The following is a 14,134-nucleotide window of genomic DNA, read 5'->3' as shown; positions in this document are numbered from 1 at the left end:
CGCATGCAGGCCAAACGCAAGAAGGAGCGCAATGCGCCCCTTCAAGTCATTGATTTCATATATTTTAGATCGTAATTCGGTAGCGCGCAAAGCCACCCTCGCCACCATCGGCAGGTTCGATCTTAAGTCCGCGCGACTTCACATCTTCGAGATAGGCCTGCGCCTTGGGGCCGGTTTCAAACAAAACCGTCGCACCACCCGCCGGAGCAAAGGACCAGTTGGCATCTGCCTGCGGGCTGATCGTCCCCTTGTCGTGAATGTAGCGCACGATCACATCGCGGTTGGTATCGGGCGCGCGATAGATCACGGTCGAGCCATCAGCACCGGGGAACTGCCCCCCCCCCGAGGCACGATAGTTGTTCGTGGCGATCACGAACTCGGCCGCAGGATCAATCGGCTTGCCGCCAAATTGCAGATTGACGATGCGGTTCGTATCGGGGTTCACCACATCACCGTCCTTACCGAATTTCGAAGGCTGCGTGATGTCGATCTGATAGGTCACCCCGTCGATCACATCGAAATTGTAGCTGGGGAAATCCGGGTTGAGCAGGGCCACATCTTTTGCGCCCGCCGCCACCTGGTTGAACATCCCCGCCGAGCGTTCCAGCCAATCCTTGACCTGCGCGCCGGTCACCTTCACCGCCTGCAGCGTGTTGGGATAGAGATACAGATCCGCCACGTTCTTGATCGCGATCGGGCCTTTGGGAACATCGGTGTAATATTCCGGGCCGCCACGTCCGCCCGCCTTGAACGGGGCCGCTGCCGAGAGAAGCGGCAGCTTGCCCTCGGGCGTGCCCTCTAGCAGTTGTTTGACATACCAAAGCTGCGCGTTGGACACGATCTGCACCGAAGGATCATCCGCCACCAACGCGAAGTAGGAATAAAGCGGCGCGGTGGTCTCGCCCACCTTGGCGCGGACATATTGCAGCGTCGCCTCATGCACCTGATCCGAGCTGTGCAGAACGGGGCCATAATCGTCGGTCAGTGGCGTGATCGAGCGATCCTCGCCGCGTTTGAAGATCGGGCGGATTTCAGAGGTATGTGTCGCGATCTTCCACGTGCCGCCGTCTTGTTCCAGCATCAGGTCGATCAGGCCCATATGGTTCCCCCAGAACCCCGCCTGCACCGCCGGCTTACCCATCAAAGTGCCCTTGTCATTATCAATGCCGGGGCCCTCAAAGTCCTTGCCGGGGAAGTTCAGGTGCTGGTGACCCGTGATCACCACGTCGATCCCATCGACACCAGCCAGATAGAGGGCCGCGTTCTCCATCCCGTCGCTTTGGGGCCCGGCATCAATGCCCGTATGGGCCAGCGCCACGATGATATCTGCCCCGTCATCGCGCATTTGGGGCACCCAGGCACGGGCGGCCTCTACGATGTCGCGGGTGTTGTAGTTCCCCTCAAGATGGCTGCGGTCCCATTGCATGATCTGGGGCGGCACAAAGCCAATGACGCCGACCTTAATGGGCAGCTTATTGCCCGCGCCATCCACCAGTTCCTTGTCCAGAATGGTATAGGGCAGCATGTACAAATCATCGTCGCGCGGGTTCGCCCCCAGCTTATGGGCAAAGTTCGCACAGACCATCGGGAAGCCCGCCTTGGCATTCACCTTGACCAGAAAATCCATGCCGTAGTTGAATTCGTGATTGCCCAGCGTGCCACAATCATAGCCCAACGCATTCATTGCCGCGATGACGGGATGGGTGTCACCCTCTTTCATCCCCTTGGAATAGGCGATGTAATCGGCCATCGGGTTTCCCTGCATGTAGTCGCCATTGTCGAACGTCATCGTATTGGCGGCTTCGGCACGCACACCCTCGATCAGGGTAGCGGTGCGCGACAGACCCACCGTATCGACCGGCTTGTCGGCGTAGTAATCATAGGGACGGATATGGCAGTGAATATCTGTCGTGCACAGCAAGCGCAGATGGGCCTGCCCCGCAGCCGCCTTTGCGGTGAACGGGTGCACCAGAACCAGGCCGCTCGCGGCGGTGCTGGTAAGCAGAAATTGGCGGCGTGAAAACAACGACATTGGGATGACCTCCGAGAAATGGCTTCTTGTCGAAGCGCTCTATCGTAGGATCGTAACAGCGTTTTGACCGTTCGGACAAACCCTGTTCTGTCGCGTGGCACAAATCGGCGTGAGCGGGCGGCGGTTAAACCGCCCGCGTCTTTTTTCAGCCATGTTCCAAGATTGCCTGCAACTCGGGCGCGGGGCCGGGGTGATGGCAAAACACCTCGCGCCCCTCAATCGTCGCGGTTGGCGGGGTGGTCGCGCAAATCTCGGTTGCGCGCGCACAGCGCGTACGCAGCGGGCACCCCGAAGGCGGATTGAGGGGGCTTGGCAAATCGCCCTCAAGCGCGATCAGTTTCTTGGCGCGCTCCACCACCGGATCGGGGATCGGCACGGCCGATAGCAGCGCTTGCGTGTAGGGATGCTGGGGCGCGGTGAACAGTTTCTCGGTCGGCCCCGCCTCCATCATTGCGCCCAGATAGAGCACCATCACCTCGTCGCAGACATGGCGCACCACCGACAAATCATGGGCGATGAAAATGATCGTTAGGCCCAGATCGCGGCGCAGATCTTCGAGTAGCGCGATTACCTGCGCCTGAATCGACACATCCAGCGCCGAGACGGGCTCATCGCAGATCAGTAGTTTCGGCTCGACCACCAGCGCACGCGCAATCCCGATGCGCTGACACTGACCGCCCGAAAACTCATGCGGGTAGCGATTGATCTGGTTGGGCAGTAACCCGACCTTTTCCATCACCGCGCGCACCTTTTCGCGCCGCTCTTTGCGGCCCATCTTGGGGCGATGCGTGCGCAGCGGCTCGGCGATGATTTCACCCACCGTCATACGCGGATCAAGCGACGCCAGAGGGTCTTGAAAGATCATCTGAATATCAGCGCGGTGCTTCAGCATCGCGCGCGGACCCAGCGGCACCAGATCGGTCTCGCCTTGCCAGATTACCTGCCCCTCGGCGGGCAACATCCGGATCAAAGCGCGCGCGAGCGTGGACTTGCCACATCCGCTTTCACCCACGATGCCCAGCGTTTTGCCTTCCTCCAGCGCAAAGCTGACGCCGTTCACGGCACGCAGCTTTGGCGGCGTGGCCCACGGCAGATCCGAGGCGCGGCGAATGTCGAACGTCACCCGCAGATCACGGGCCTCAATCAATGGAGCACTCATGCGGCGACCTCCTCAATGGGGCGGTGACAGGCGCGCGCGCGCCCTGCCCCGAACGTAGTGAGCGGGGGCATTTTCACCGCGCAGATGTCTTCCACGAAATCGCAACGCGGACAGAACGGGCAGCCGGTCGGCGCGCCGGTCATGTTGGGCGGATTTCCCCGGATCGGGGTCATCGTGCTATTGGCATCCAGCCGCGGAAGGGCCGCGAGAAGCCCGCGCGTGTAAGGATGCGTGGGCTGCGCAAACAGCGGATCAATCGGCGATTGCTCCATCACTTGGCCGCCATACATGACGATCGCGCGCTCGCAAAAGCCAGCAACGACGCCCAGATCGTGTGTGATCAACACCGTCGCCATGCCCAACTCGCGCCGCAGCTCGCCCAGCAGGTCCATGATCTGCGCCTGCACCGTCACATCCAGCGCGGTGGTCGGTTCATCCGCGATCAGAACATCGGGTTTGCACAGCAACGCCATCGCGATCATCACGCGCTGGCGCATCCCGCCCGAGAACTCATGCGGGAACAGCCGCACCCGGTTCTTGGCGTCGGGGATTTTCACCGCATCCAACATCACCACCGCTTGCGCCACGGCATCGCGCTTGGACAGACCTTTGTGCTGCATCAGCGTCTCAGCCATCTGGTCCGAAATCCGCATATAGGGGTTGAGCGCGGTCATCGGGTCTTGAAACACCATCGCAATCCGGTCGGCGCGGATTTTGTTGAGCTGCGTTTCGGGCAGGTTCAAAATCTCGCGGCCCTCGAACGCGACCGAGCCGCTGGCGCGCCCATTGGCCGCCAAAAGCCCGAGAATCGAAAACGCGAGCTGCGATTTTCCCGAGCCACTTTCGCCCACGATGCCCAACGTCTCGCCCGCCTCCAACGCGAAGCTCACCCCGTTGACCGCATGCACCGCGCCCTCTTGGGTGGCGAAACGCACGTTCAGATCGCGCACATCCAACAAAGCCATATCAGCGCTCCTTCGGGTCAAGCGCATCGCGCAGCCCGTCCCCTACGAAATAAAACCCAAACAGGGTGATGATGAAGAAAAACAGCGGAAAGGCGAGCTGCCAAAGCGTGCCGTAATTCATCGTCCCCGCCCCTTCCGAGATCAGCGCGCCGAGCGAGGTCTGTGGCTCTTGCACGCCCAGCCCGAGGAACGAGATGAAGCTTTCGGTCAGGATCATCAGCGGCACCAGAAGCGTCGCAAACACCACCACCACGCCCACAAGGTTGGGCAGGATATGGCGGCGAATGATGGTGAGGGCGGGCACCCCGATGGCGCGCGCGGCCTCGACATATTCGCGGTTCTTCAACGTCAGGGTCTGCCCGCGCACGATGCGCGACATCTCAAGCCATGAAATCAGGCCAACCCCGACAAACAGCATCCCGATCGAGCGGCCATAAATCACCAGCAGCAAGATCAGCACGAACATGTAAGGGATCGCCAGCAAGATATCGACAAGGCGCATCATGAACCCATCAACGCGGCCTCCGAAATAGCCCGAAACCGCGCCGTAAACCGTGCCCACAACCACCGCGATGAGCGAGCCGATCACCCCCACAAGCAGGGAGATCTGCGTGCCCTGAACGGTGCGGGCAAACAGATCGCGCCCCAGATCGTCAACGCCGAAATAATGGCCATTGGCAAAGGACGGCCCCGACAAGGCCACATCGCCCATCACGTTGTAATCAATGTCGGAATTGTTCCACGCTGCGATCCAGTTGCCAAATAGCGCAAACAGCACAACGAAGATCAGCAACCCCAGCCCAAAAATCGCTGCCTTATTGCGAAAGAACCGCCTGCGCGCATCGGCCCAAAGCGAACGCCCCGCCACATCCTCGCGCGAGGTCGCCTCGGCCAGAGAGGCCATCTTGCTTTGATCTATGACCATATCAATACCGGATTTTCGGGTCGATCCATCCGTAGATGATATCGACGACAAGGTTGAACAGGATGGTCAGCGTGCCCAGCAGGATCGTGATTCCCATCATCACCGCGTAATCGCGATTGAGCGCGCTATCGACGAAACTTTTGCCGATCCCGCCAGTGGTGAAATACACATCCACAATGACCGACCCGGTGATCATCGACACGAAGGCCGGGCCCAAATACGAGATCACCGGCAGCAAGGCAGGTTTCAGCGCGTGGCGCAGAATGATCTTGCGCGATGGCAGCCCTTTGGCGCGCGCGGTGCGGATGTGGTTGGAATTCAACACCTCCAGCATCGAGCTGCGCGTGATCCGCGCGATCGAGGCCATATACGAGGTCGAGAGCGCCACCACCGGCATGATCCAAAAGCGCGGATCGTCAAAGCTCCAACCGCCACCGGGCAACCAATGCAGCGTAAGCGTGAAGATCAGCACCAGGATTGGCGCCATCACGAAGTTCGGCAGCACTTGCGCCCCGATCGAAATCCCCACGGCGAAATAATCGAGCCACGAGTTGCGCTTGATCGCCGCCGTCACCCCCAGCGAAACGCCCACCAGCACAGCCGCGATAAAGCTGAGCGACCCGTAGGTCAGCGTGACCGGAAAGCCTTGGGCGATGATGTCATTGACTGAACGGTCCTTGTAGGTGAAGGACGGCCCGAAATCGAAATGCATCACCACGTTGGACAGGTAGGTGGCAATCTGTTTCCACAGCGGCTGATCCAGCCCGTATTTCGCATTGAGATTGGCGAGCACTTCCGGGGGCACTTGTCGCTCGGAAGTGAAGGGCCCGCCGGGAGCCGCATGCATCAGCAAGAAACTCGCGATGATGAGCACCAGCAGCGTCGGCACCGCAATGGCCAGACGCTTGAGAATGTAGACGATCATGAAGGTTACCTCGGAAATTCATCGGGCGGGCCAAACATGTGGCCCGCCCTGTTTCCTGATGCTCAGCTTACTTGGCTGTGCGATACATGTTTTTCGCGTACCAGTTGAGCTGCACGTTATCGAACGGGTAGCCCTTGATATGCGCGTTCAGCAGCATCGGCAGCGAATAGTCATAGATCGGTGCCAGCGGCATGTCGGTGGCCAGAATCTGCTCGGCCTTGGTGTAATCGGCCTGCGGATCGGCTGCGGTCTTGGAGTCCTTCATCAGCTTGTCGTACTCAGCGTTCGACCACTGACCCGAGTTCTGATCCGACCACGAGGTGTTCACGTCGAGATAGGTCGAGGCCTCGTTATAGTCCGCACACCAAGCCGTGCGTGCCACGTCGAAATCATGCTGCGTGTTGAGTTTGTCGAGATAGACTTTCCACTCGAAATTCTCGAGCGTGGCTTCGACACCCAGCTGTTTCCAGAACTGCTGCACCGCGATCGCGATCTTTTTGTGATCGGACGAGGTGTTATACATGATGCGCAGCTTGAGTGGGTGATCGGGGCCATAGCCTGCCTCTTTCAGCAGCTCGCGGGCCTTATCCATGCGCTCTTTATCGGTCCATTTCGCATAGGCGATATCGGGGGCCTTGAAGCCTGCGGTCGCCCAATGGGTCCAGCTATAGGCCGGCTTCTGCCCACCCTTGAGGATCTTGTCGATGATGATGTCACGGTTGATGCCATATGACAGCGCCTGACGCACCTTCACATCCTTCAGCGCCTCCGGGCCGTTCGGGCCGACATTGAAGCGATAGGCATAGACACAGGAACGCGGCGGAGCATGCGCCTGATCGGGATATTCATCCTTGAGGCGCGGATATTGACCCGCCGGGGTCTGCACAAAGTCCAGCTCGCCCGCCTGATAGCGCGTCAGCGCCTGATTGAGGTCTTGGATCGGGATGAACTTCAGATCGGTCAGCGTCGTGTTCGCCGCATCCCAATACTTGTCGTTCTTGGTCATCTCGATGCTTTCGCCGATCTTCCAGCTTTTCAGCGTGTAGGCACCGTTCGAAACCATATGCTCGGGCTTGGTCCAGTCGGAACCATATTCCTTCACCACCTTCTCGGGCACCGGGAAAGTTGAGGACAGCACCAGCATCTGGCGGAAATACGGGATCGGCGTTTCCAGCGTGACCTGCAGCGTGTGGGCATCCAGCGCCTTCACGCCCAGATCGCTCACCGGCTTGTCGCCCTGAATCACGTCATGCGCGTTCTTGACCTGCATCAGTTCAATATACCACGCGTATTCCGAGGCGGTCTTGGGATCGGCAAGGCGCTGCCAGGCGTAGACAAAGTCCTGCGCCGTGACCGGATCGCCATTGGACCATTTCTCGTCGCGCAGATGGAACGTATAGGTCAGCTTGTCATCAGAGACGTCAAAGCTTTCTGCCATAGCGGGCACAAGATTGCCGTGATCATCTTGCTGATACAGCCCGTCGAACATCTGCTGAAGAACGTCATTGCCGTCCTTGGATGTGCTCAGATCGGGATCCAGCGTCTTGAGGTCATCTTGCAACCAATAGGTGAAGCTTTGATCCTTGGCGAGCTTGGTGCCAGCGGGAACATGGCTAGACTGGGCAAAAACGGGTGCTGCGCCGCCCAACATAAGGGCTATGGCGGAAATCGCGATGAATGGTTTCAAGGAATACCTCCAGATTCAGGGTCCGGCTTTGCGCGCAATGTCCAAATTATAGCCCCTGCAACAGTCCGGCTTTCTCGTTGATGCGTCATCAAGAGCGATCATGGATAAGAGAGCAAGACTGACGTTGCGCTTGTAACATTCATGTGAGAGCGGCGCGCGAACAAAGGTAAAACTTTTCCCAAAACTTGCGCAAATGCCGCTGGTCGAGCAATGAAATGCCGGGCCATCGGCAAGCGCTTCGCTGACTTTGACGGAATATTTCAAACCCTGGCGCAGCATACCATCCCCCTCGGCTGATGACGCTATCCATTCTGGTGGTCGAAAGGCTGCCCCAGAGAAGACAGACTGAAGCGGCATCATCTTCTGCAAGCGCGCCTCATTACCCGATTACTTGCTGTTCGCGCTCGTCAGGCATCGTCGATCATAAAAACAGATCACAGCCGTCACGTCCGTCGCGATCAGGGAAAATGCTGGAAAACCACGCCTTACCGCCAAAGAGCCATCAGAGCAGATGCCCACGCGCAGGAGCAGCCGTGTTTCACTTTCCAGCAACGCCGTTTTACCGCCACGCCCCCCAATTCTGGCGCCATACCCGGCAATCAGAACGGCACCAAGCCCCTGCAATCAAGAGCTTTCTCTAATATCAGGGGGGTGAATGGTGCTGTGAGAGAGGATTGAACTCTCGACCTCTCCCTTACCAAGGGTGCGATCTCTGGCGGGCTTCCTAAAAAAAATTTGCGCAAATACTTGTTTTTGAACTAATAATGTGAACTTTTCATCAATTCCGCACTGTCCTGAAAAGCTATATGTTCCTCGTTTGTAAAGCTCGTGTAGAGGCATTTCTGATGCAAAAATTACCGGTGGTAATCAGGTAACTCCCTTGCGAGTCGTCACTTCGACCTCGCCAGCGAGCCTGAAATAGATTTCTGAAAATCAGGATGATGGTGTCCGTAAACCTTCAAAATCATGCGGCTATCCTTGTGCCCTGCGAAGGCCGCGACGTCTTCAACATTTTGCCCGTCGCGCATAAGCCAGGTGATCACAGAATGTCTGAGCGTGTGCGGCGTGACTTCGCTCGGGTTTAGCCCCGCGCTTTTGACCGCCCCGCGAAAAGCTCTTTTGATCGATCCGATCCCCTTACCGCCGAATTCGATGACGAACTCTGACGCTGACCGGCCTTTTGCATCGATTAGCCTATCGAGCAGGACACCTTCCACGCGGCAAGATGCCCGTGGCTTCCTACGCGGCATTGTCTTGCGGCCGCGCTCATCCACTTTCACTTCGTCATTGCGCCGCGCATCTCTGAAATCGATAACGCCGCGCTCGAGATCCACATCACGCCATCGAAGCTCAAGAATTGCTTCATGCCGCGCTGCCGTCGCCAGGGCGATGCGCACAAATATCTCGATGTGCTCAAGCTCGCACGCATCTATGAGACGGTCCGCCTCTGCCCTGTTGATCCAGCAATCTCGTGGCTCTGATGCTGGTGGCAAATCAAACTCGGGATCTGGCAAATCAGTGAGCCTGTGTGTGCTAGATCGAGCGAGTCGGAAAGCCGACAAAATCAGCTGCATTTCTTGTCGGATCGTGGCATCTCCGACGCCCTCAAAGCGCCGTTCTGTCTCATACCATTCCCCCCATTGTAGCGTTAGCGCGGAGAGGTAGAACTTGCCGCCGTGTCGCCGCACTATTGCTGAGACGTATTGCCATTTTTTGCGCCATGTCGTCGGATTCTTCTTCTGCCGTTCTGCGTCGTAGATATCGAGCGCTTCGGCGAGTGTCGCCTTAAGATTCTTCGATCGCTTCATGGGTGCCGATGCTTGCGCGATGATAAACTCGGAAAGCCGCAGATCAGCTTCGCGCCGATCTTTCGTGCCAGTCGATTTGTATTGCCCGCCCGAACGGATTTGCCAGCAATCCTTGCCCTTCGGCCAAGTGAGATATGGTGCGCGCGCGTTTCGCTCTGCCATGCTGAAACTCCAATTTTATAAACAATGCATGCATGGATGCATATGCGGGAACTCCCCTGCAGTAAATATCAATGCTCCTCCGGATTATTCGTTCCGCAAGGCAAGAAGTATTGAATAAAAACACCATATTGGGTTTTTTCTTTCTTGAAGGATCTATGTGCATGCCAAAGTTTAGTAGCATTGCAATGATGGAATGGCCCTCCTAGGAAACCAAAGGATGAAGACAATGACGAAGCTATCGAAGCAGCAACAATCGCAGCGGTTGCCGCTGATGAAGGGCGCAGCTGCCTCTCCGTCATGAAGCGCGAAAATCACGACGGCGACGCTGCTTGGCCTGTCTACATCGGTGACAAGTTCGCTAACTTCAAGATTCACCTCGGTAAGCGGAACTTCGCTGCAGAAACGAGAGATACAATGGCCGCAGCCAGAGCAGACATTCATCCACAAACCTTGTCAGGGCTCAATAATTTCCTCAGCTTTAAGAGCTGGCCGAGGTAGATGCCTCGCCTGGCGGCGAAACATCCAGCACGAAAACATCGATCCGACCTCGCAAATCGTCTGGCAAATGCGCTTCGATTGCAGCTTGAAGCTCTGAGGCGGAATGATAGTCGTGACGTGTTGATCCCGCGACATCGTCTTGAGGGCCATACCAAAGAACAAGGTAGACTCCCTGTTCATCAGCGTCCGGATGCATGGCGTATCGATCCGCCAATTGCGTTGCAGCTGCCCCAAAAAGATCTCGGTGCCATTGGCCTTTGCCCTCAATGACGAGCATCCGCGGAACGCCATTTACCATGCGCGTCGCTGTGAGGTCGCACCTGTTTCGCTCTTCGAGTTGATGCTCCACCACGTCATGGATATCCATAGGTGCCAAACGGGGTCGCAGCCATGCCGCGACGCGCGCCATACCCCGGACTTCATTCAGCCGAACGCCACCATCGTAAAACTGATCTCTGAGCCCAGTGTGACCCGCCAAGACGTCTCTCTGCAGTTCGTCGAAGAGCTCCATAACCACAGTGCGCGTTTGTTCGACGCTGGCTGGTAAGCCTGCGTCGATAAAGTTTGCGACCTCAGCCGGTCCCGGACGCGTAGTCGCCATTGCTGATCTACGACGAAGCTCTGCGCGCATGCTACGAAGATCATTGTAGGAGGGAGCCATGCTATCTTGTGTGAGAAGTCTTTCGATTGTCGGCAATGCCGCGTTCGGCTCATCACGGCCAATTTGCCAAACGGATTCTCTTAGGTATCGATAAGCGGTCTCTCCTTTCGGGCTGCCAGTGCCCCAACTTGATGGAAGAGGAACGACAGGCCAATGAGGCCGATAGGCAAGCTGAATCAGCTCGATCTTCGCGGCGGACATCGTCGACCAAATTCCTTCCCCATCTCGACCGCGGTCCCGACGGCGCTCGAACCAAAAAACAAGGTCCGGATCACGAGCTATGTAGGCCCAGACCGCCGGATTGATGTCATGGGCAAACCAGAAATCGCGCAAGAACCAGAATTGCCGCTGCTCTTCGAGCCTGTGGGGCAAAACCCCTTCGTCCAGGCCCACACAGCGGTCACGGATCGACGCCAAGAGGACGTCGCGGTCTCCAAAACTCGCGGCCATATCGAAGAGTGACTCGAGGGTTTGGAGCGGGAGCTCAGAAAATCGCTGAAGCCATTCAAGCGGAAGTGTGGCTCTCAGGTGATTGAGCGTAGGCTCTCGGTGCAGGATATGAAGATCACAAAACCCGCTTGCTGCTCGGAGCGAAGGTTCAAGATACGCCCGCGCATAGGTCTCACTTTCATGGGGCGCGAGTTGGACCTGTCGCTGCACTTCGGCATGAAACGCCTCATGCTCACCTTCAGCGTAGGTGTTGTATCCGCCTGTGTCCGGTAGGATTGCATGCAAAACCTCCGGCGCCACCGCTTCCAGAGTGCCGGAAGCCCGATACTCGGCGAGAGCACCAGCAAGAAAGATCTGAACCCAGCCTTCGGCACCTCCTGCACCAACTTCCCCGATCGTTGGGCAGCGATTGGACAGGTTTATGAGGCTCTGCCGAAGGGTGGTTACAGGGTCGAAAAGGCCATGGGTGACCTTAGGCAGATCGTCGGGCTGAATTAGGTAGGCGCGAGCAACACTGTGGGTCCATCCAACGTGTTCGCCACGTTCAATTGAGTCCCTATTTTCAAAAAAGAGGGCCATGTTGGCAGCTTCAATCCGCCGTTCGCGTCGTCGGCGACGTGCCTCAAATCTATAGTGCCTCGGTCGTTGTTTCCGCCAACTCTCGTGTCTTGCCCGGTTCAACCATGCCCATTCTCTCATGAAAACAGGCTTCTCAAGTGTCTGCTCGCGGCAGTAACGCCGAAATTCGTCAGGGCCCCGGGTCGACGTTTCCCCATAGTAGCGGTGGCCGCTGACGAAACGGCCCCACAAAGCCGGGTTATCGTTCTGGAAAGCGAGGTCTACCAGATGGCGGTCGTCGCCTTCACACAGGCTCAAGCCTGAGTGACCGTAGTGTCCAATCACATCAAACATCACGTTGAATATCTCGTCTCGGTCGGTGAGCCCTGCAAAGGCCCGAGCATGTAGCGCCCTTCTCAGGGTGTCATCCCTCTGTAGCGCTTCGACCGCGCGGCTTTGCCCCGCACCCATTTGACTGTGATAGTGCAAATTGTGGACCCAGCCCCAAATTTGGTCCGGGTCGTGAGGTCCTGCAAACAACTGGAAATAGCGGTCGAGAATCATTCCCACGATCTTACTAACCCCATCCCGGCAATGGCAGGCATGCCGGTCATTGCCGCACGTGCACTGCAACCCGGCTGTCAGATCGTCGAGCAGCCTGGCACATGTCTCCTGATTAAACTCGCGCGTGAGGCGCTTCAGGAAATACCGCTCTTCGAAGGTCCTGGAACGGCGACGCCCCCCCTCTGTTGGGTAGAGCGAAGCCCCGTCTCTGAGTGTGGCGAGGACCTCGGCATAAGGGGCTTGGGGACCGAGGAACATCAAGATTTCTGATGAGAGCCTGAGTGCGTCGGATGTGCCGTTGGCAATAAGCCTTTGTAGCGTGTTGGTTTGGTCGTGCCGGTCATCGTTCAAGAGGCAGGAAAGGGCATCGAGACGCGCGCCTATGCCTGCTTCCGCATCAAACAAGATGGCTTCGAGCTCGGTTCGCAGATCAGGCACGACCGGAGAACCGACCAGCAGTTCGAGTAAAAGCTCCCGCAGATGTCCGTCATCTTCGTAGGCGAGGATTGGCCGGAGGGCTTCCAGTATATCCGGTGTGAACAAACCCGATGCGCGGAACGTGCGCCATCTGTCACTTCGCCGAAAGTAGGGGTCGTCCGCGTTGAGCGCGGACAAGGCACCAAGCAGAGCGATGCGAGAGGCCGACGTCAGTCTTGACGGATCACCATTCGATAATACCGCATAGGCATCGAGTTCAATGGCGGCGTCCTGAACCGCCTGCGAGCCTTGCGCCGCCATCCATCCCAACAAACCACGCAAATCATCACGCACCACACCGTTCGGAGCGATGAGCGCCATCGAGCGCGACAGGTTTAACCGCGCAGCAGGGTCGTCGATGAGACCAACGAGGTGCCGCGCCGCGCCGTATTCGGCAACGATCCTATGCACAGGTTCGTGCTGATTGGCTGCAGTTCCGGGCCGAAAAAGCTTGGTCGATAGAGTGGATACCGGACCGTCGCCATTGAGCCCTATTGTTTCAAACTGCGGATGCAGGTCGTCTTCGGCGATGTCTCCCACTGCGACACCGTCTGCTCCTGACAGGAGAAGTTTCGCAAAGGTCTCGTTCGCCCAGACAATTCGTCTGTGTCGGGCTGGCGCACCTGCTGCAATCACGTTTGGGTTTACTTCCCTGGCAAGGTGTTCGATTGCCAGCGTGAAGACGACTGAGCGTGAGGGAAGGTGACCATCGGCCTCGACGTAGGCTCCGGCGAACAGACGCAGAAACTCTGGATTGCCGAGCAGGTGATGGAGGTCAAACCGGCTTATATCCTCTGCGAATGCGTCGAATGACCAGTCGGCATGAAGATGATCGAAGAGCCGCCGCTGTTCGTCAGTCTCCAGCGGGACGAGACGAACCACATGCGGATCAACCCCAAAAAGGTCGCCTATGAGCCGGGTCTTCGCATCTTCCCATTCGCCAGATCGGCTGGAGAGCAGGACTCGATCCGGTTCAGCATCGCGGATTTGATGCAAGATATCGAAGACGCGCGCTTCACCGATCCGCGCCACTTCATCAAAGGCGTCGATTACCAAAGTCGAGCCAGTGCTTTGCGCTCTCGGGCGGAAAGCACTGGCTCGGATGCGACCAGCCCCGACCCGATCAGCAATGCTACCCAGGAGCGCAGTTTTCCCCGCACCGGGTTCAGCAAGCAGGATCACGATTCCGGGGGATGCCAGAAGCTCGGCTTCCGGGATGATCGTGTCTCCATCGCGGAGCCTGCGGGGAATGTGAAACTCGCC

At 57.7% G+C, this 14,134-nt stretch carries 9 protein-coding genes; all 9 read right to left on the bottom strand.

Annotation, left to right across the window (positions count from 1 at the left end; translation table 11 throughout):
- Window positions 1-64 precede the first annotated feature (64 nt).
- A complete protein-coding gene (locus tag AB4874_RS10990) occupies window positions 65-2,032 on the bottom strand; it encodes a bifunctional 2',3'-cyclic-nucleotide 2'-phosphodiesterase/3'-nucleotidase (protein WP_368392017.1) in 1,968 nt (655 codons plus the stop codon).
- A gap of 145 nt (window positions 2,033-2,177) precedes the next feature.
- Window positions 2,178-3,191, bottom strand: a complete 1,014-nt coding sequence (locus tag AB4874_RS10985) for an ABC transporter ATP-binding protein (protein WP_368392016.1) — start codon at window positions 3,189-3,191, stop codon at window positions 2,178-2,180.
- Window positions 3,188-4,156, bottom strand: coding sequence for an oligopeptide/dipeptide ABC transporter ATP-binding protein (locus AB4874_RS10980; RefSeq protein ID WP_368392015.1), 969 nt, complete (start codon window positions 4,154-4,156; stop codon window positions 3,188-3,190). The genes AB4874_RS10985 and AB4874_RS10980 overlap by 4 nt, the downstream gene beginning before the upstream one ends.
- Before the next feature lies 1 nt (window position 4,157).
- Window positions 4,158-5,060: an ABC transporter permease gene (locus tag AB4874_RS10975; RefSeq protein ID WP_438273472.1), complete on the bottom strand. Its 903-nt coding sequence runs from the start codon at window positions 5,058-5,060 to the stop codon at window positions 4,158-4,160.
- Window positions 5,061-5,082: 22 nt separating this feature from the next.
- Window positions 5,083-6,006 carry an oligopeptide ABC transporter permease OppB gene (oppB, locus tag AB4874_RS10970; RefSeq protein WP_295533040.1) on the bottom strand — a complete coding sequence of 308 codons (924 nt, stop codon included), beginning with the start codon at window positions 6,004-6,006 and terminating at the stop codon, window positions 5,083-5,085.
- Window positions 6,007-6,073: 67 nt separating this feature from the next.
- Window positions 6,074-7,693, bottom strand: a complete 1,620-nt coding sequence (locus tag AB4874_RS10965) for a peptide ABC transporter substrate-binding protein (protein ID WP_368392013.1) — start codon at window positions 7,691-7,693, stop codon at window positions 6,074-6,076.
- Window positions 7,694-7,708: 15 nt separating this feature from the next.
- The gene (locus tag AB4874_RS10960; protein WP_368392012.1) at window positions 7,709-7,972 is read right to left on the bottom strand and encodes a hypothetical protein; all 264 of its coding nucleotides are present in this window, start codon (window positions 7,970-7,972) and stop codon (window positions 7,709-7,711) included.
- Window positions 7,973-8,583: 611 nt separating this feature from the next.
- Complete coding sequence (locus tag AB4874_RS10955) at window positions 8,584-9,663, bottom strand: tyrosine-type recombinase/integrase (RefSeq protein WP_368392011.1); 1,080 nt, start codon at window positions 9,661-9,663, stop codon at window positions 8,584-8,586.
- A 478-nt stretch (window positions 9,664-10,141) separates the two neighbouring features.
- Entirely contained in the window at window positions 10,142-14,053 is a 3,912-nt protein-coding gene (gene eruA / locus AB4874_RS10950) for an NACHT domain-containing antiphage protein EruA (RefSeq protein WP_497030845.1), read from the bottom strand.
- Window positions 14,054-14,134 lie beyond the last annotated feature (81 nt).

Source organism: Thioclava arctica (assembly GCF_040892615.1).
GTDB classification, from domain to species: domain Bacteria; phylum Pseudomonadota; class Alphaproteobacteria; order Rhodobacterales; family Rhodobacteraceae; genus Thioclava; species Thioclava arctica.
This window is presented reverse-complemented; position numbering and strand designations above follow the sequence as displayed.

Bases quoted from the DNA above. Each gene is read 5' to 3' on its own strand.
- AB4874_RS10955 (WP_368392011.1), bottom strand. From the start codon at position 9,663: ATGGCAGAGCGAAACGCGCGCGCACCATATCTCACTTGGCCGAAGGGC.
- AB4874_RS10980 (WP_368392015.1), bottom strand. From the start codon at position 4,156: ATGGCTTTGTTGGATGTGCGCGATCTGAACGTGCGTTTCGCCACCCAA.
- AB4874_RS10975 (WP_438273472.1), bottom strand. From the start codon at position 5,060: ATGGCCTCTCTGGCCGAGGCGACCTCGCGCGAGGATGTGGCGGGGCGT.
- oppB (WP_295533040.1), bottom strand. From the start codon at position 6,006: ATGATCGTCTACATTCTCAAGCGTCTGGCCATTGCGGTGCCGACGCTG.
- AB4874_RS10960 (WP_368392012.1), bottom strand. From the start codon at position 7,972: ATGCTGCGCCAGGGTTTGAAATATTCCGTCAAAGTCAGCGAAGCGCTT.
- AB4874_RS10990 (WP_368392017.1), bottom strand. From the start codon at position 2,032: ATGTCGTTGTTTTCACGCCGCCAATTTCTGCTTACCAGCACCGCCGCG.
- AB4874_RS10985 (WP_368392016.1), bottom strand. From the start codon at position 3,191: ATGAGTGCTCCATTGATTGAGGCCCGTGATCTGCGGGTGACGTTCGAC.